Annotated in this window: 15 protein-coding genes; 3 read left to right on the top strand and 12 right to left on the bottom strand. The window is 66.2% G+C overall.

From position 1 onward, the window contains the following. Window positions 1–49 precede the first annotated feature (49 nt). On the bottom strand, window positions 50–1,435 hold the full coding sequence (gene rlmD / locus D9X30_RS26135) for a 23S rRNA (uracil(1939)-C(5))-methyltransferase RlmD (RefSeq protein ID WP_153945672.1): 1,386 nt from the start codon (window positions 1,433–1,435) through the stop codon (window positions 50–52). A gap of 123 nt (window positions 1,436–1,558) precedes the next feature. Here rlmD and D9X30_RS26140 point away from each other — a divergent pair, with 123 nt between their 5' ends. Beyond that, a complete protein-coding gene (locus D9X30_RS26140; RefSeq protein WP_153945282.1) occupies window positions 1,559–2,413 on the top strand; it encodes an endonuclease/exonuclease/phosphatase family protein in 855 nt (284 codons plus the stop codon). Window positions 2,414–2,455: 42 nt separating this feature from the next. On the opposite strand, the gene D9X30_RS26145 is transcribed toward D9X30_RS26140, so the two are convergent. From D9X30_RS26145 to surE, 5 genes are all read right to left on the bottom strand, one after another. Next, a complete protein-coding gene (locus D9X30_RS26145; RefSeq protein WP_153945283.1) occupies window positions 2,456–3,292 on the bottom strand; it encodes a 3'-5' exonuclease in 837 nt (278 codons plus the stop codon). Then, on the bottom strand, window positions 3,289–4,470 hold the full coding sequence (gene rpoS / locus D9X30_RS26150; protein WP_153945284.1) for an RNA polymerase sigma factor RpoS: 1,182 nt from the start codon (window positions 4,468–4,470) through the stop codon (window positions 3,289–3,291). Before rpoS ends, D9X30_RS26145 begins: the two co-directional genes overlap by 4 nt. A gap of 6 nt (window positions 4,471–4,476) precedes the next feature. Next, window positions 4,477–5,364 (bottom strand): peptidoglycan DD-metalloendopeptidase family protein, encoded by an 888-nt coding sequence (locus D9X30_RS26155; RefSeq protein WP_153945285.1) that lies wholly within the window; start codon window positions 5,362–5,364, stop codon window positions 4,477–4,479. Between the two features lie 8 nt (window positions 5,365–5,372). Next, window positions 5,373–6,275 (bottom strand): protein-L-isoaspartate(D-aspartate) O-methyltransferase, encoded by a 903-nt coding sequence (locus tag D9X30_RS26160; RefSeq protein WP_092594117.1) that lies wholly within the window; start codon window positions 6,273–6,275, stop codon window positions 5,373–5,375. Window positions 6,276–6,384: 109 nt separating this feature from the next. Further along, a complete protein-coding gene (gene surE, locus D9X30_RS26165; RefSeq protein WP_153945286.1) occupies window positions 6,385–7,137 on the bottom strand; it encodes a 5'/3'-nucleotidase SurE in 753 nt (250 codons plus the stop codon). A 249-nt stretch (window positions 7,138–7,386) separates the two neighbouring features. Between surE and D9X30_RS26170 the strand changes: the two genes are divergently transcribed. After that, complete coding sequence (locus D9X30_RS26170; RefSeq protein WP_153945287.1) at window positions 7,387–8,361, top strand: NADPH:quinone oxidoreductase family protein; 975 nt, start codon at window positions 7,387–7,389, stop codon at window positions 8,359–8,361. A 76-nt stretch (window positions 8,362–8,437) separates the two neighbouring features. On the opposite strand, the gene D9X30_RS26175 is transcribed toward D9X30_RS26170, so the two are convergent. The 6 genes from D9X30_RS26175 to D9X30_RS26200 all read right to left on the bottom strand — a co-directional run bounded on the left by D9X30_RS26175 (window position 8,438) and on the right by D9X30_RS26200 (window position 14,625). Further along, window positions 8,438–9,229, bottom strand: coding sequence for an ABC transporter permease (locus D9X30_RS26175; RefSeq protein ID WP_153945288.1), 792 nt, complete (start codon window positions 9,227–9,229; stop codon window positions 8,438–8,440). A 27-nt stretch (window positions 9,230–9,256) separates the two neighbouring features. Further along, window positions 9,257–10,069: an ABC transporter ATP-binding protein gene (locus D9X30_RS26180; protein WP_153945289.1), complete on the bottom strand. Its 813-nt coding sequence runs from the start codon at window positions 10,067–10,069 to the stop codon at window positions 9,257–9,259. Between the two features lie 94 nt (window positions 10,070–10,163). Next, entirely contained in the window at window positions 10,164–11,207 is a 1,044-nt protein-coding gene (locus tag D9X30_RS26185) for an ABC transporter substrate-binding protein (RefSeq protein WP_153945290.1), read from the bottom strand. 204 nt (window positions 11,208–11,411) lie between these two features. After that, window positions 11,412–12,392 carry a Bug family tripartite tricarboxylate transporter substrate binding protein gene (locus D9X30_RS26190; RefSeq protein ID WP_153945291.1) on the bottom strand — a complete coding sequence of 327 codons (981 nt, stop codon included), beginning with the start codon at window positions 12,390–12,392 and terminating at the stop codon, window positions 11,412–11,414. A 62-nt stretch (window positions 12,393–12,454) separates the two neighbouring features. Next, a complete protein-coding gene (locus tag D9X30_RS26195) occupies window positions 12,455–13,432 on the bottom strand; it encodes a hydroxymethylglutaryl-CoA lyase (protein WP_153945292.1) in 978 nt (325 codons plus the stop codon). Further along, window positions 13,429–14,625 (bottom strand): CaiB/BaiF CoA transferase family protein, encoded by a 1,197-nt coding sequence (locus D9X30_RS26200; RefSeq protein ID WP_194946424.1) that lies wholly within the window; start codon window positions 14,623–14,625, stop codon window positions 13,429–13,431. The genes D9X30_RS26195 and D9X30_RS26200 overlap by 4 nt, the downstream gene beginning before the upstream one ends. 264 nt (window positions 14,626–14,889) lie before the next feature. Between D9X30_RS26200 and D9X30_RS26205 the strand changes: the two genes are divergently transcribed. Continuing rightward, entirely contained in the window at window positions 14,890–15,657 is a 768-nt protein-coding gene (locus D9X30_RS26205; protein WP_194946425.1) for a substrate-binding periplasmic protein, read from the top strand. Window positions 15,658–15,684 lie beyond the last annotated feature (27 nt).

Consider the following 15,684-nt stretch of genomic DNA (forward strand, 5'->3'; position numbering starts at 1 on the left):
CGGCTATTTTTTTGTGCGCCGCCGGCTTCGGCCGCGCCCTTCCCTCGCGTCAGTCGCGCTCGAACACGGCGATCGACTCCACGTGCGACGTATGCGGGAACATGTTCACCACGCCTGCACCCGCCAGGCGATAACCGGCCTCGTGCACCAGCAGGCCGGCATCACGCGCCAGCGTGGCCGGGCTGCACGATACGTAGACGATGCGCCTGGGCAGCACGTCGCTGCCGGCCTGATGCAGTTCCCCCAGCGCCTTGCAGACGGCCAGCGCACCTTCGCGCGGCGGATCCACCAGCCAGCGGTCGAAGCGGCCCAGCGCGGCGATATCCTCGGCAGTGACCTCGAAGAGGTTGCGGCAGGCGAACGACGTCTTGTCGGCCAGTCCGTTGTACCCGGCGTTGGCCAGCGCCCGCGTGGTCAGGGCTTCACTGCCCTCGATACCCATGACCGACGCACCTTGCGTGGCCAGCGGCAGCGTGAAGTTGCCGATGCCGCAGAACAGGTCGAGCAGCCGGTCGGTGGGCTGCGCATCGAGCAGGCGCAGCGCGCGGCCGATCAGGACGCGGTTGATCTGGTGATTGACCTGCGTGAAGTCGGTGGGCTTGAACGGCATGCGGATGCCGAATTCGGGCAGCGTGTAGGCCAGCTCCTGCTCGGCCGGATAGAACGGATAGACCGTATCCGGGCCCTTGGGCTGCAGCCAGAACTGCACGTGGTGCTTGTCGGCAAACGCGCGCAGCAGGTCCTTGTCGGCATCGGTCAGCGGCTCCAGGATGCGCAGCACCAGCGCCGTCACTTCGGCGCCAACGGCCAGTTCGATCTGGGGCATGCGGTCACGGATCGACAGCCCCGTTACCAGTTCGCGCAACGGCACGAGCATCGCGGAAACATTCGGCGGCAGGATCTCGCAGCGCGTCATGTCCGCCACATAGCTGCTCTTGCGCTCGTGGAATCCCACCAGCACTCCGCCCTTCTTGGCCACGTAGCGCACGGTCAGGCGGGCCCGGTAACGATAGCCCCAGTCCGGGCCGGCGATCGGGCGGAACACCACGTCGGGCTTCACTTTCGACAGGTGCCAGAGATTGTCTTCCAGCACCCGCTGCTTGATCGCCAGTTGCGCCCGGGCGTCCAGGTGCTGCATCGAGCAGCCGCCGCACACGCCAAAGTGCTGGCAGCCCGGCTCCACGCGCATCACGGACGGCTGCTTGACCTCCACCAGATGCGCCTGCTCGTAGCTGGGCTTGCGGCGGTAGCTCTTGTACGACACGGTTTCGCCGGGCAGCGCCCCCTCGACGAAGATCACCTTGCCGGGTGTGCCGTCCTCGTTATTCTCCAGGCGGCCGACGCCACGCGCCTCCATGTCGAGGCTATGAATAGTGACCACGGAATCGCTGGGGGGCGCGGATGCGGCGGGCGCGGCACCCGGCTTGCCCGCCATTTCGGGCTTGGAAGATTCGACGGCTTGAGACACCGGAGGGACCTGACGTATTGTTTTGCGAAAGCGCGATTGTAGTCCAGTCATCGCGCCGTCACGAAAGTCCGAACGACGAAAGAGGAAACGATGGAACTGATTTCGTGGAACATCCAGTGGGGACGCGGTGCCGACGGCAAGGTCGACCTGGCCCGCATCGTTTCCACGATCCGCGACATGACCGATCCCGACGTCATCTGCCTGCAGGAAGTCACCCGCGGCTTTTCGGACATGGCAGGCCAGCCGCAGCGCGACCAGGTGGCCGAACTGACCGCGCTGCTGCCCGGGTATCGCGTCATCTTCGCGCCGGGCGTGGACCGCACCCATGGCGACGGCACGCCGCGGCAGTTCGGCAATGTCGTGGCCACGCGGCTGCCGGTGCGCGAGATCTTCCGCCATGCCCTGCCCTGGCCGGCCGATCCCGACGTGGCATCGATGCCGCGCGTCGCGCTGGAAGTTACCGTGGAGGCCGGGGCCAGGCCGATTCGGGTCATTTGCACCCACCTGGAGTTCTACTCGAAGCTGCAGCGCGCCGCGCAGGCGGACGCCCTGCGCCAGTGGCACGTAGAGGCCTGCGAGCACGCGCGGCGCCCCGGCAAGTCGGAAAAAAAGCCCGGCCCGTTCACGCCCGAACCACGCCCGACCGAGGCCATCCTCTGCGGCGACTTCAACAGCAAGCCCGATGACGTGGCCTACCAGCGCATGATCGAGCCCTACCCCGATGCCACCGTAAACTGGAAAGATGCCTGGTGCCACATGCATCCAGGGCAGTCGCACGCGCCGACCTGCGCGCTGTACGACAAGGTGCAGTGGCCGGAGCCACCGTTCGCCTGCGATTTCATGTTTGTGACGGAAGACCTGCTGGCCAACGTGACGCGTTGCGAGGTCAATGGCAAGACCGACGCCTCGGACCACCAGCCGATCCACCTGAGCCTGAACCGCTGAGGGCCAGTGCTGCCCGGACGCCGCCTGTGGCCGCGGCAGTCGTCAGTCGTCTTCCTCGGCCTCGGGCGCCATCGGCTGCAGCTTGAACGCGCGCAGGTACGCCATCCACTGCGCGCCCGGCAGCTCGGCCAGCGATTCCTGGATCAGCGCCACTTCCATGTCGAACTCGCGCGGTGACAGGCCGCCGCGCATCAGCTGGAAGCGGCAGTACATCAGGTACGTGTTGACGACATCGGTCTCGCAATAGTCGCGGATCTCGTTCAGCTTGCCCTGCTGGAACGCCTGCCAGACCATGCTGCCGTCCATGCCCATCTTGCCCGGAAAGCCGCACAGCTTGGCCAGGTCATCGAGCGGCGCGCTGGCCCGCGGCTGGTACATCGCCAGCAGGTCCATCAGGTCCAGGTGCCGCATGTGATAGCGGCTGATGTAGTTGTTCCACTTGAAATCGCGGCTGTCGTCGTCGCGGCCCTCGCCCATCTCCCAGTAGCGTGGCGCGGCCACACCGTGGACCAGGCCGCGATAGTGCAGCACCGGCAGGTCGAAACCGCCCCCGTTCCACGACACCAGCTGCGGGCTGTAGCGCGCAATCAGTTCGTAGAACTTCTGGATCAGCGTGGCTTCCCCATCCTCGAGCGTGCCCAGCGACCCGACATGGAATACCGCCGAACCATCGCGCTGCGTACGGCGCAGCACGCACGAAATGGCGGCCACGCGCTGCAGATAGTGCGGCAGGAAATCGGAGCCGGTCTTCTCCCGGCGGGCGGCAAACGCATGCTCGGCGACTTCGGCGTCGCTCATCGATGCGGGATGGTCATGCAAACGGCGCAGGCCGTCGACATCGGGAATCGTCTCGATGTCGAATACCAGCACAGGGGTCATAAAACGGCGTCCTTGCGTACACCTTGCGAAGCGAAATGCCGTTTGAGCTTGACCAGCGCCTCCTGCTGGATCTGGCGCACGCGCTCGCGCGTCAGACCCATTTCCTCGGCCAGCTCCTCGAGCGTGGCCGGCTCGATGTGGTTGAGCCCGAACCGGCGCTCCACCACATAGCGATGCTTCTCCGACAGGCGTGCCAGCCAGAGCTTCATCAGGTTTTCCAGCTCGCGGTGGGCCACTTCCTGATCGGGCGCGGCGTTATGTTCGTCCGACAGGAAATCGAGCAGGCTCGAACCCGGGTCAAGATCGAACGGCGTATCCAGCGAGGTGGTATGTTCATTGAGTGCCAGCACGTCCTGCACCTCGTCCGGCGTCTTGCCGAGCAGGTGGGCGATGTCCTCGAGGCTGGCGTCGCGGCCATCGGTGCCACCTTTTTCAAGATGGCGCTTGGCGCGCAGGACTTGGTTGAGCTCGCGAATCACATGCACCGGCAAACGCACGGTGCGGGCCTGGTTCATGATCGCGCGCTCGATGCTCTGGCGGATCCACCAGGTGGCATACGTCGAAAAGCGGAAACCGCGCGAAGGATCGAATTTCTCGATCGCGTGCATCAGGCCGAGATTGCCTTCCTCGATCAGGTCGAGCAGCGGCACGCCGCGATTCAGGTAGCCCTTGGCAATGCTCACCACGAGACGCAGGTTGCGCTCGATCATGACCTGCCGGGCCGAAAAATCGCCGCCCTTGGCCAGCGTGGAGAAATGCAGTTCCTCCGGGGCCGAGAGCAGCGGCTTGATACTGATGCGATTGAGGTAGTGCTGGACCGTGTCGGCAGCCAGTTCCGTATGCAGGACGGTGCGGAAGTCGTCGGGTTCCGGCGCGGCTTCGGTGCCGGCCTCTTCCTCTTCGTCTTCTTCCTCGTCTTCGTCCTCGGCGTCGTCGGCGCTCAGATCGGCGTTGCGCTCGGTATTCCGATCGCCATTGGTGCGCAGGCTGCCGCGCGACACCGGCGCGATGGGCTCGTCGGCCACCGGCACCATGTCGGATGCGGGTTCGAGTTCGACCTCGAATACTTCGGCATCGCCTTCAGCGGCTCGGGTTGCCACACCAGCCTGTCCTTCCGGCTGCTTGGGACGACGGGTCCTGCTGACAACTCCGGATGAAACAGTTTTCTGGCGTGGCATGAAACCTCACTGTGGCGGTAGATACCGCATCGGATCGACCGGTTTTCCGTTCTTGCGAACCTCGAAGTGCAGCTTGACCCTGTCAGTATCACTGTTACCCATTTCGGCAATCTTCTGGCCCTTGCGGACCGTTGACTGCTCTGCCACCAGCACCTTGTCGTTATGACCGTAGGCGGTGAGATACGTGTCGTTGTGTTTGATGATGACAAGATTCCCGTAGCCGCGCAAGGGGCCTACGTGAATCACCCTACCCTCGTCGGCAGCCAGCACCGGATCGCCTTTCTTGCCAGCAATATCGATGCCTTTGTTACCTTTGTCGTCAAATTTACCAATCAATTGTCCGCTCGCCGGCCAGGCCAGGCGGACGTCGCCTGCCGGGGCCGACGCGCCAGCTGCCGCGCTGGCGCTGGCGCCGGCGGCCGCGGCCGGGGCGGCCGCTGCGGGCGTGGCCGCCGGGGCGGAAGATGCGCTCATCGGCGTGCCCACCGGGCGCGTGGCGTCGATCGGCTGCGACTGCACCGTGCCCGGCGCCACCGGCACGGTGGCCACGCCCGGGGCGGCGTTCACGTCGGCACTCGGCGGCACCACGCGCAGCAGCTGGCCGACCTCGATCTGGTTCGCGTTGGCCATATTGTTCCAGGCCGCCACGTCGCGATACGACTGGCCATTTTCCAGTGCGATTCGGTAAAGGGTATCGCCGCGCTTGACCCGATAGTATCCGGCAGGCGCCGGCTCCAGCGGCGCGGCCGTCTGGGCGGTGCCGCCGGACGTCCGGTCCACCACGGGTGCCGGCATCGGCGAATTGGCGCAGGCGGCCAGTACCGCCGCGCAGGCCAGGATGCTCAGATGTTGTCCGACTCGTGTGGAATTCTTCTGATTCACGATGTTGTGCATAGTTCGACTCAGATGGTGCCCGATTTTAAGGGCACAAAGAAAACGGCTTCAAGCGCAGTCCTGTGAAATCGATGCCGATTGAGGCGCTCGATCAGCAGCAGTTGCTGCGTCACCGTCTGACCCGGCGCGCCGTTGCCAGGTGTCACCACCGGCGCAATCAGACGCCCGCCGATGGCCAGTTGTTCCAGCAGGGCCTGCGGCACCTCCATGCCGGCCGCGGCAAGGATGATCGACGAGAACGGCGCGGCCTGCGGCAGGCCCAGCATGCCGTCGCCGTAATGCAGGCGGATATTCGGCACGCGCAGCGGCCGCAGGTTGGCCTTGGCTTGTTCGTGTAGCGGACGGATTCGCTCGATGGAGAACACTTCCTGCGCGCACAGGCTCAGCACGGCGGCCTGGTAGCCGCAGCCGGTGCCGATTTCGAGCACGCGCGCCAGCGGCTGATCGGGGGTCAGCCCCTCGCGCAGCAGCTCGATCATGCGCGACACGACCGAAGGCTTGGAAATGGTCTGCTGATGCCCGATCGGCAGCGCCGCGTCCTCATAGGCCTGCGAGGCCAGCCCCGGCTCCATGAACAGATGGCGCGGCACCGTGGCGATGGCGCCCAGCACGCGCTCGTCGCGGATGCCGCCGGCGCGCAGGCGCGCGGCCAGCGCGGCACGGGCCCGGTCCGACGCCATGCCGCCGCCGCCAGCCGTGGCCGCCGACGCGCGCGCCTCCACGGCACTGCCCGGCGGGGGCGGTGCGGCAGGCGGGGCGGCAGGCTTGCGGGGCTTGACGGTGGCAGGCGCCGGTGCGGCCGCGCGCTTGCCCACCGCCGGCATGCCGGCAGTGCGCGCGGGCGCTGGCTTGCGTTCGACTACCGCATCCAGCGGCAGCGGAAAGCGGGGGCGGCGCGGCGTGGAACTCATTTCGGATACGGCGCTGGAACCAAGGGAAGGACAAAAACGATGCCGTCGCGCAGCATACCGGCGCGGCGACCGCGAAAAAACGCCTGAGGGGCGCGCGGCGATGACACGCTCACCCCAGCCACTGTTCGATCTGTTCGAGCTGGCCGCGATGCGTCAGGTCCAGCTGCAGCGGCGTGAGCGAGACGAAGCCATTGGCCGTGGCATGGAAATCGGTGCCCTCGCTGGCATCGCGCGCGTCGCCGGCCGGGCCAATCCAGTAAATGGGGTCGCCGCGCGGATTCACCTGCTGGATCACCGGCTGCGACGGATGGCGCTTGCCAAGGCGCGTGGCGCGGTGCCCGCGGATATGCTCGAACGGCAGGTTCGGAATATTGACGTTGAGCAGGAACGGTTCGCGCGGCGGACGCGCGATCACGTTCTCGACGATCTCGCGCGCCACGCGCGCCGCCGCATCGAGATGCTCCCAGCCATGGTGCACCTGCGAGAACGCGATCGACGGGATGCCGAACAGGTAGCCCTCGATGGCTGCGGCAACCGTGCCGGAGTACAGCACGTCCTCGCCCATGTTCTGGCCCTGGTTGATGCCAGACACCACCAGATCTGGCCGATCCTCCATCAGGCCGGTCAGCGCCACGTGCACGCAGTCCGTCGGCGTACCATTGATATAGCGGAACCCCTTTTGCACGCCTTCCTTCGCCTCGTACACCGAAAGCGGGCGCTGCAGCGTCAGAGAATTCGACGCGCCGCTGTGATTCTGTTCCGGAGCGATCACGGTCACGCGCGCCAGGGGCGCGAGTGCTGCGTGCAGGACGGCGAGCCCCGGCGCAAGGTAACCGTCATCGTTGGCGAGAAGGATATGCATGGCCGCGATTGTACCTGAGCGAAAGGCCGCTGGCGGCACCGCGGATGCACCGGAAACGGGACAGATGCAGCGCCGGCGCCCCCGGCAGCCGGCCGCCATGCGGCGCCCGAATAGGCGACATGCAGCGATTTTTTCCTGCAGAACGATCGTGCTTTTCTTGCGCTACACTTGCCCGGCGTCGTGCCCGGCCGCCCCGGCGTTCCTGCCGGGCACGGCACCGGCAAGACCACATCACACATGGGAGACACAATGAAAGCCGTACTGTGCAAAGCCTGGGGCCCGCCCGATTCGCTGGCGCTGGAAACCCTGCCCGACCTCGTGCCCGGCGACGGCGAAGTCGTCATCGACGTCAAGGCCGCCGGCGTGAACTTCCCGGATGTGCTCATCATCCAGAACAAATACCAGGCCAAGCCCGAGTTGCCGTTTTCGCCCGGCTCGGAGCTGGCCGGGGTGGTCAATGCCGTCGGCGCCGGTGTCACGCATGTGAAACCCGGTGACAAGGTGATTGCCTATCTGGGCAACGGCGCGTTTGCCACCCAGGCCCGCGCGCCGGCCAAGGCCGTGGTGCCGATGCCGCCCGGCATCGACTTCGACGTGGCTGCCGCGTTCACGCTGACCTACGGCACGTCGCACCACGCCGTGGTGGACCGTGGCGAACTGAAGGCCGGCGAAACCATGCTGGTGCTGGGCGCAGCCGGCGGCGTGGGCCTCGCGGCTATCGAAATCGGCAAGGCCATTGGCGCCCGCGTGATCGCCGCGGCGTCCACCGACGAAAAGCTGGCGGTCTGCAAGGAACACGGCGCCGACGCCTTGATCAACTACACCACCGAAGACCTGCGCGAGCGCATCAAGGCGCTGACCGACGGCAAGGGTCCGGACGTGATCTACGACCCGGTGGGCGGCGTCTACGCGGAACCGGCCTTCCGTTCGATTGGCTGGCGGGGCCGCTATCTGGTGGTGGGCTTCGCCAATGGCGAAATTCCGAAGATTCCGCTGAACCTGGCGCTGCTCAAGGGCGCGTCGCTGGTAGGCGTATTCTGGGGCGACTTCGCGCGGCGCGAGCCGAAGGCCAACCAGGCCAACATGGCCCAGATGCTCGGCTGGATGAAGGAAGGCAAGATCCGTCCGCATATCTCGGCACGGTATCCGCTGGAACAGGCCCCGCAAGCGCTCAAGGACATGGAAGCGCGCAAGGTGACGGGGAAGATCGTCATTACGCCGTAAAGGCGCGCCACCCCTTCAACGTGTTTTGCTCCCCTCTCCCGCACGCGGGAGAGGGAAGAAAACCCTCAACGAACTATCAGAGTTTCTCCGTCTCGCCGCTCTGCGGCTGCCACTTCATCAGGCGCTTTTCGCCCGCCGTCACCATCCAGTCCAGCACCAGCGCAAAGGCCGTCAGGACCACGATGCCGGCAAACACCGTGTTGATGTCGAACGTGCCCTCGGCCTGCAGGATCAGGTAGCCGACGCCGCGCGCCGAGCCCAGATATTCGCCCACCACCGCCCCCACGAACGCCAGGCCCACCGAGGTATGCAGCGACGAGAACACCCAGCTCGTGGCGCTGGGCAGGTACACATGGCGCAGCAGCTGCTGCTTGTTGGCGCCCAGCATGCGCGCGTTGGCCAGCACCACCGGGCTCACTTCCTTCACGCCCTGGTAGACGTTGAAGAACACGATGAAGAACACCAGCGTGACGGCCAGCGCCACCTTCGACCAGATGCCGAGGCCGAACCAGACCGCGAAGATCGGGGCCAGGATCACGCGCGGCATCGAGTTGGCGGCCTTCACGTAGGGATCGAGCACGGCTGACGTGAACGGGCTCAGCGCCAGCCACAGGCCCACGCCCAGCCCGGCCACGGTGCCGATGCCGAAGGCCAGCACGGTTTCCAGCAGGGTCACGCCCAGATGGATATAGATATCGCGTTCGACGACGAACCAGTTCCAGATCCGCTGCGCCACCATCAATGGTTCGCCGAAGAAGAACGCCACCTCCTGCGCGCGCGTGGCGACGTGCCACACGACCAGGATCACCACCAGGAGCAGCAGCTGCCAGACGCGCAGCATGCCTTTGGAATCAGCACGAAAAGCCATGATCTTGTTATTGTCCGGTCCGGTAAATCAGGCCACCTTGCGCTGCTGCGCGTAGCCCTTGAGCACTTCCTCGCGCAGCACGTCCCAGATGGCGGCGTGCAGCTCCACGAAGCGCGGATGGTTGCGGATCTCGGCCACATCGCGCGGACGCGGCAGGTCGATCGTAAATTCGCCAATTGGATGGGTGCCCGGGCCGGCCGACAGCACCACCACGCGGTCGCTCATCGCAATCGCCTCGTCCAGGTCGTGGGTGATGAACAGCACGGCCTTGCGCTTGGCGGCCCACAGGTCCAGCACTTCGTTTTCCATCAGCTGGCGGGTCTGGATGTCCAGCGCCGAGAACGGCTCGTCCATCAGGATGATGTCCGGGTCCATCACCAGCGTTTGCGCCAGGCTCACGCGCTTGCGCATGCCGCCCGACAACTGGTGCGGATAACGGTCGCCAAACCCGCCCAGGCCCACGCGGCGCAGCCATTCCTCGCCCTGCGCCACGGCGTCGGCGCGCGGCACGCCACGGAATTCCAGGCCGGCGATCACGTTGTCCAGCGCGCTGCGCCACGGCATCAGGGCTTCCGCCTGGAACATGTAGCCGGCGCGGGTGTTGATGCCGTGCAACGGCTCGCCGAAGACCCGCACGGTGCCGCTGGACGGCTCCAGCAGGCCGGCCGATACATTCAGCAGCGTGGACTTGCCGCAGCCGGTAGGCCCCACCACGGAAAGGAATTCGCCAGGCTGGATGGACATCGTGACATCGCGCACAGCGGTATACCGCTGCGAGCGGTCTTCGCGCGAGACGAAGGTGCATGTCACGTTTTCAAGGGAAAGTGCAGGCGTGCTCATGACGGCATGACTCTGAGAAACGTTTCGCCCGCCGGGCGCCCATGCAGGGCGGGCGCGGCGGGCGACGAAAGACGCCCCGGACGGGGCGCAATGCTTACTTGTACTTGGCGTTGGCCTTCTGCACGAACGAATTCGTAAAAGTGCCATCCAGCTTGATCGCCTTGCCCTTCAGGTCGGGATCGAACTGCTGCAGCGTGTTCAGCGCGGTCTTCGGGCCATCGGCCGGCATCAGGCCGTCCGGCGAGATCGCTTCCTTCACCTTGTCCCAGGCCGCCAGGTACAGCGCGCGGTCGCCCAGCAGGTAGCTCTCCGGCACGGTCTTGACGATGTCCGACGGGCCGGCCGCCTGCAGCCACTTCAGCGCGCGCACCATGGCGTTGGTCAGCGCCTGGGTCGTGTTGGGGTTCTGCTCGATGAACTTCGTCGACGCATACAGGCAGCCCGACGGCATGTTGCCGCCGAACACCGACTGCGTTTCCTTGAGCGTACGGGTGTCCGAGGCGATCCTGACCTCGTTCTTCTGCGTCAGCATCGAGATCACCGGGTCCAGGTTGGCCATGGCGTCGATCTGCCCCGAGCGCATCGCGGCCACCGCGCCGGCGCTGGCGCCCACGCCGATGAACGACACGTCCGACGGCTTCAGCCCGGCCTTGGCCAGCACGAAGTTGGCCATCATGTTGGTCGACGAACCCGGGGCGGTCACGCCGATCTTCTTGCCTTTCAGGTCGGCAATCGACTTGAAGTTGGGCATGGTCTTGTTCGACGTCACCAGCACGATCTGCGGGGCGCGCCCCTGCAGCACGAATTCCTGGTAGTGCTGGCCCTTGGCCTGCAGGTTGATGGTGTGCTCGTAGGCTCCCGACACCACGTCGGCGCTGCCGCCCACCACGGCCTGCAGCGCCTTGGCGCCACCGGCGAAGTCGACGATCTCCACGTCGAGCCCTTCTTCCTTGAAATAGCCCAGCCGCTCGGCAATCGTCAGCGGCAGGTAGTAGAACAGGTTCTTGCCACCCACGGCGATGGTCACCTTCTGCTTCTCGGGCTTGCCCTGCGCAAAGGCGCTGCCCAACGTGAACCAGCCGGCCAGGAACAGTGCCAGTGCAATCAGCAACTGCTTCCAGAAAGGTTTGTTGTACATGGGGGTCTCCTGCCTTTTCCGATTCCTGCTTCTGTTTGGATGAGGGCGCGCCGCGTGCCGACGCACGAAAGCCGGGACGCCGCCCAAGCGGCTCCCGGCGATGCTACCGGACACAGCCAGTGTCTGCATCGGGATCAACACCTAATGTCGGCACAATGAGGCAGCCGCGCGCTTGCCAGCCGCTTGCCTGCCCTGCCCGGCGGCTTATTCCGCGTGGATGTTGGCGGACTTGATCACCTTGGCCCAACGCTGCAGTTCGGCCTTCTGGTACTGGTCGAGCTGTTGCGGGTTCATGTACTTCGCCTCGGCGCCCAGTTCCTCGGCCTTCTTGCGGAATGCCTCGGTCTTCATGATCTTCTCGATCTCGGTGGTCAGCTTGTCCACCACGGCCTTGGGCGTGCCGGCCGGCGCGTACATGGCGAACCACGACGAGACGTCCAGGTCGGGGTAGCCCGCTTCCGGGGCCGACGGTACGTCCTTGAGGCTTTCCAGGCGCGACTTGCTCGTCACCACCAGCGGGCGCAGCTTGCCGGCGGCGATATGGCCCATCAGCGGCGGCGGCGTGGTGATCGTCATGTCGACGTTGCCGCCCAGCAGGTCGGTCATGGCCGGGCCGGTACCCTTGTACGGCACGTGCGTGATCTGGATGCCGGCCATCTGGTTCAGCAGTTCGGTGGACACGTGCTGCAGCGACCCGTTACCCGACGACGCGTAGTTGAGCTTGTTCGGATTGGCCTTGGCGTAGCTCACCAGTTCCTTGAGCGACTTCACCGGCAGGCTGGGGCGCACAACCAGCACCTGCGGCGCCGACAGCAGGTTGGCCACGGGCTGGAAATCCTTGACCGGGTCCCACGACGTTTTGGTCAGCAGCGGCGTGATCACGTGGTAGCCCGAGTACTGCACCAGCAGCGTGTAGCCGTCAGCCTTGGCGCGCTGCACGGCCTGCGCGGCGATGGTGCCGTTGCCGCCCGGCTTGTTGTCGACCACCACCGACTGGCCCAGCGCCTTGGACAGCGGCTCCGAGATCAGGCGCGCAGCCAGGTCGGTGGTGCCGCCGGCGGCCGCCGACACCACCAGCATGACCGGGCGATTGGGATAGGTGCCGTCCTGTGCCTGGACGGCGGTGCCGAAAGTCAGGCCGGCAGCGGCCAGCGCGGCGCAAGCGCCGATGAGGTTGCGTTTCATGCTTTGTCTCCGTATGTCTTGTTTGGGGGACCCGAAATCCTTGTTGTTCTGGCGCCGATCCGTTACGCGTTGGCGAAGAACTCCGCCATCCACGCGGGCGGCTGGTGCGTGCGCAGGCGCGGGCCGGCGCGCAGCAGCTGGCTGGGCACGTCGCGCTGCACCAGTTCCGACACCCCGCCCACCACGTTCAGCAGCGCGTCGAGGTCGACGCCGGTATCGACGCCCATCGCCGCGAACATATGCACCAGTTCCTCGGTGCTGACGTTCCCGCTGGCGCCCGGCGCGTACGGGCAGCCGCCCAGGCCGCCGGCCGCCGCGTCGAAGCGCGTCACGCCGGTCTGCCAGGCCGCGATGGCATTGGCCAGGCCCATGCCGCGCGTGTTGTGCAGGTGGATCGTCAGGCCGGTCTGCGGCAGCGCGCGCTGGAACGTCTCGCACAGCGCGGCCACCTGGGTCGGATAGGCCATGCCCGTGGTGTCGCACAGCGTGATGCCGGCCGCGCCGGCGTCGGCAAACGTGCGCGCCAGCGCCATCACGTCGGCGTCGCTGACCTCGCCCTCGAACGGGCAGCCAAACACCGTGGACAGCGAGACGTTCACCGGCACGCCGGCCTTGCCGGCCTCGTCGATCATCGCCAGCAACTGGGCCTTCGACTGTTCGCGCGTCATGCGCAGGTTGGCGCGGTTATGCGTCTCGCTGGACGACATCACCAGGTTCACTTCGTCCGGACGGCACGACAGCGCGCGCTCCAGGCCGCGCAGGTTCGGCACCAGCACCGTGTAGCGCACGCCTGGCACGCGCTCGATCTGGTGCATCACGGCCTCGGCATCGGCCAGTGCGGGAATGGCCCGGGCCGACGTGAACGAGGTCGCCTCGATGCGCGCAAACCCGCAATGGGCCAGCGCGTTGACGAAGGCGACCTTGCCTTCGGTGGGCACCACGAACGGCTCGATCTGCAGCCCGTCGCGCGGCGCCACGTCGTTGATTTCGATGCGCGCCGGCCCTGCCAGCGGGTAGGACTGGGCGAATGGTTGACTCATGCGATCACTCCACGGGCGCGCAGGTCGGCAATGGCCGCCGCGTCGAAGCCGGCCTGCGCCAGCACGTTGTCGGTATGCTCGCCCAGCGTGGGCGCCCGGTCATGGATGGCACCGGGATTGCTCGACAGCTTCGGGAAGACGCCCGGCACCTCCACGGTGAGGCCCTTGGCCGACGTCACCGTCTCGATGACTTCGCGGGCGCGGTAATGCGGGTCTTCGGCGATGTCCTTGACCGTATAGATGCGACCGGACGGCACGTCGGCGGCGCGCAGCACTTCCAGCGCCGAGGCCACCGTCTGCGTGCGGGTCCAGGCGGCAATCGCGGCGTCGATTTCGTCCACCCGCTTGACGCGGCCGTCGTTGCGCGCCAGGTCCGGGTCCTCACCCAGGTCGTCGCGCCCCATCGCGGCCATCAGCCGCTTGAAGATCGCGTCGCCATTGGCGGCGATCAGCACGTATTCGCCGCAGCCGCACGGATAGGCATTGGACGGCGCGATGCCCGGCAGCGCCCCGCCCGCCGGCTGGCGCACCGCGCCAAATGCCGAATACTCGGGCAGCAGGCTTTCGCTGAGATTGAACAGCGACTCATAAAGCGCCACGTCGATGACCTGGCCCTTGCCGCCGCGCGCGTCGCGCTCGTACAGCGCCAGCAGCACGCCCAGCGCGCCATGCAGCCCGGCAATGGTGTCGCCCAGCGACAGGCCGGCGCGCACGGGCGGCCGGCCCGGTTCGCCCGTCAGGTAGCGCAGCCCGCTCATGGCCTCGGCCACGGCGGCAAAGCCGGGCTCGTCGCGCTTCGGGCCGGTCTGGCCGTAGCCCGACACGCGCAGCATGATCAGCCTGGGGTTGGCCGCGTGCAGCACATCCCAGCCCATGCCCCACTTTTCCATGGTGCCCGGACGGAAGTTCTCGATCAGCACGTCGGCCTCGGCGGCCAGCTGGCGCACGAGGTCCTGCCCTTCGCGCTGGCGCAGGTCGATGGCGACCGACTGCTTGTTGCGGGACTGGGCTTCCCACCAGACCGACGTATCTTCGTGAAGCATGCGCCACTTTCGTAGCGGATCGCCCTGGCCGGGCGGTTCCACCTTGACCACGTGCGCCCCAAAATCGGCAAGGGTCTTGGCGGCAAATGGGCCGGCGATCAACTGGCCCAGTTCGAGGACCTTGATGCCATTGAGAATCTGTTGCGCCATGCTGGAAATGTCTCCGTGAAACTGACCCGTGCGGGGGATTTGGCTTTGTTTCGACGGAGTGTGCCGCAGCTTCGGGGTGACGCGGAATCGGCATTCCGGAAAGCGGGCTATCTCGGAATGCGAAAGATTGGGGCTAACCCTGACGAGGGGATGGGTCAACTTCCGGTCCGGAGTTGCCGTTATCCGGGACACCTCCCGGGCGCAGTTCCGGCACCGTTCCGGCACGCTGCGCGCCCGCCACCCACCCTCCGCGGCTTCGTCACCATGCGATTTTTCCGCTTCTGCCGGATTCTCTGCGCCGCCTGCACCGGCTGGATGGCCACGTCCGCGCCGGCGCAGACGCCCGCCACGACGACCATCGTGCTGTATTCCGAAGCCGCCCAGCGGCCGCTGTCCTACGAGGAAAACGGCGTGCCGCGGGGCGCCTACATCGACAGCGTGCAGCGCGTGCTGAAACGGCTGCCGCCCGAATACCGGGTCGAAATCCGCTTCGCCTCATGGGCGCGCGTGGTCGAGGAGGCCAAGTCCGGCAACAGCGCCGGCATCCTGGGCGTCTACTACCGTCCGAAGGAACGGCCCTACCTGAACCATTCGAAGGCGTTCTACGCCGAGGACGTGGCCGTCCACTGCAATCGCGATGCCGTGGAAGGCCGTACCTTCCGCACCTATCCCGACGATTTCGCCGGCCTGAAGTTCGGCAACCAGCGTGGCTACCTGGCCCCGGGGCCGCGCTTCTTCCAGTTCGCCCGGGAAGGCCGGATCGAGGTTGTCGAGGGCCACGAGTTCCAGGACCTGGTCAAGAAGATGCTGGTAGGAGAGATCGACTGCGTGGTCAATCCCAGCGTGGTCCTGAACGAGGCACTGGTCACGCTGGAGGCGCGCGGCCTGCCCGAACGCATGCGCTACAAGTCCAGGCGCGTGCTGAACATCAAGACAGAGACCGTGCATATCGGCTTCAGCAAGCAGTACGAGGCGTCGCATCCGGAGCTGGCCCGCTTCCGCGCGCTGTTCAACAAGGCAGTGGATGAATAGAATCCCTCCCTGAATCCTCCAGGAACG

This window comes from Cupriavidus sp. U2 (genome assembly GCF_009663685.2).
GTDB lineage: Bacteria > Pseudomonadota > Gammaproteobacteria > Burkholderiales > Burkholderiaceae > Cupriavidus > Cupriavidus necator_C.

Bases quoted from the DNA above. Each gene is read 5' to 3' on its own strand.
- D9X30_RS26185 (WP_153945290.1), bottom strand. From the start codon at position 11,207: ATGTACAACAAACCTTTCTGGAAGCAGTTGCTGATTGCACTGGCACTG.
- rpoS (WP_153945284.1), bottom strand. From the start codon at position 4,470: ATGCCACGCCAGAAAACTGTTTCATCCGGAGTTGTCAGCAGGACCCGT.
- D9X30_RS26200 (WP_194946424.1), bottom strand. From the start codon at position 14,625: ATGGCGCAACAGATTCTCAATGGCATCAAGGTCCTCGAACTGGGCCAG.
- D9X30_RS26155 (WP_153945285.1), bottom strand. From the start codon at position 5,364: ATGCACAACATCGTGAATCAGAAGAATTCCACACGAGTCGGACAACAT.
- rlmD (WP_153945672.1), bottom strand. From the start codon at position 1,435: ATGGCGGGCAAGCCGGGTGCCGCGCCCGCCGCATCCGCGCCCCCCAGC.
- D9X30_RS26195 (WP_153945292.1), bottom strand. From the start codon at position 13,432: ATGAGTCAACCATTCGCCCAGTCCTACCCGCTGGCAGGGCCGGCGCGC.
- D9X30_RS26190 (WP_153945291.1), bottom strand. From the start codon at position 12,392: ATGAAACGCAACCTCATCGGCGCTTGCGCCGCGCTGGCCGCTGCCGGC.
- D9X30_RS26180 (WP_153945289.1), bottom strand. From the start codon at position 10,069: ATGAGCACGCCTGCACTTTCCCTTGAAAACGTGACATGCACCTTCGTC.
- D9X30_RS26140 (WP_153945282.1), top strand. From the start codon at position 1,559: ATGGAACTGATTTCGTGGAACATCCAGTGGGGACGCGGTGCCGACGGC.
- D9X30_RS26145 (WP_153945283.1), bottom strand. From the start codon at position 3,292: ATGACCCCTGTGCTGGTATTCGACATCGAGACGATTCCCGATGTCGAC.
- surE (WP_153945286.1), bottom strand. From the start codon at position 7,137: ATGCATATCCTTCTCGCCAACGATGACGGTTACCTTGCGCCGGGGCTC.
- D9X30_RS26205 (WP_194946425.1), top strand. From the start codon at position 14,890: ATGCGATTTTTCCGCTTCTGCCGGATTCTCTGCGCCGCCTGCACCGGC.
- D9X30_RS26170 (WP_153945287.1), top strand. From the start codon at position 7,387: ATGAAAGCCGTACTGTGCAAAGCCTGGGGCCCGCCCGATTCGCTGGCG.
- D9X30_RS26175 (WP_153945288.1), bottom strand. From the start codon at position 9,229: ATGGCTTTTCGTGCTGATTCCAAAGGCATGCTGCGCGTCTGGCAGCTG.
- D9X30_RS26160 (WP_092594117.1), bottom strand. From the start codon at position 6,275: ATGAGTTCCACGCCGCGCCGCCCCCGCTTTCCGCTGCCGCTGGATGCG.